We start from the raw sequence: 1,002 nt of genomic DNA, 5'->3' as shown, positions 1-1,002 counted from the left end.
CAGGGCAATCGCATTAGAGAAAGAGCTTGCGTTTGAGGGATAGGGGTTAAGGCTGGGTTGGGTTGAGTAGTAGCGTAGGAGTTTGGCGCCATGGAGGAGTCGAGGTCGATTTTCGCCGAACTGGAGGATCCGCGGACAGGGAATGCGCGTCTGCATCAGCTGGACGAAGTTCTGGTGATTGCGCTGTGCACGGTGCTGTGCGGCGGCGAGACGTGCGAGGACATGGCATTGTTTGGGCGGTCGAAGGAAGACTTCCTGCGGCAGTTTCTACGGCTGGAACATGGGATACCCAGCCACGACACGTTCAGCCGACTGTTCCGGCTGCTCGATCCGAGCCGGTTTCATGCCTGGTTTCTGGGCTTCATGAAGCAGTTTGCCGAGGCTTGCCAAGGGGTTGTGGCGATCGACGGCAAGACGCTGCGGCGCTCGTTCGACCGCGCCTCGGGACGCTCGGCGCTGCATCTGGTGAGCGCCTGGGCGTCGGACCAGCGGCTGGTTCTGGGCCAAGTGGCGGTAGACGACAAGTCAAACGAGATCACCGCCGTACCGCAACTGCTGGCCTTGCTGTCGCTGAAGGGCCGCATCGTCACCGCCGATGCGCTGAATTGCCAGCGCACGATCGCCCGGCAGGTGGTCGAGCAGGGTGGCGACTACATACTGGCACTCAAGGGCAACCAGGGCACACTGCACGACGATGTCTGCCGTTTCCTCGACGATCCCCAGACCCCGAAGCTCAGTGCCAGTCACACCGACAAGGGGCACGGCCGCATCGAAGTCCGCACCGCCAGCCTCAGCACCGACATCGCCTGGCTGCAGGAACTGCATGACTGGCCGGGCCTCAAGGCCGTTGGCCGTATTGACGCCAGCCGTGAAATCAACGGCGCGACCAGCCGCGAGAGCCGCTACTACCTGCTCAGCGCCGCCCTGGCGCCCGAGCAGTTCAACGCTGCCGTCCGCAGCCATTGGGGCATCGAGAATGGCCTGCACTGGACGCTTGATGTC

At 63.0% G+C, this 1,002-nt stretch carries 1 protein-coding gene; it reads left to right on the top strand.

What is annotated here, in order from left to right; genetic code table 11:
* Nucleotides 1–90 precede the first annotated feature (90 nt).
* A partial coding sequence (locus FHP25_RS40465; RefSeq protein WP_147852687.1) for an ISAs1 family transposase occupies nucleotides 91–1,002 on the top strand: 912 nt, incomplete at its 3' end.

It is taken from the genome of Vineibacter terrae (assembly GCF_008039615.1).
In the GTDB taxonomy this organism is placed as follows: domain Bacteria; phylum Pseudomonadota; class Alphaproteobacteria; order Reyranellales; family Reyranellaceae; genus Vineibacter; species Vineibacter terrae.
This window is presented reverse-complemented; position numbering and strand designations above follow the sequence as displayed.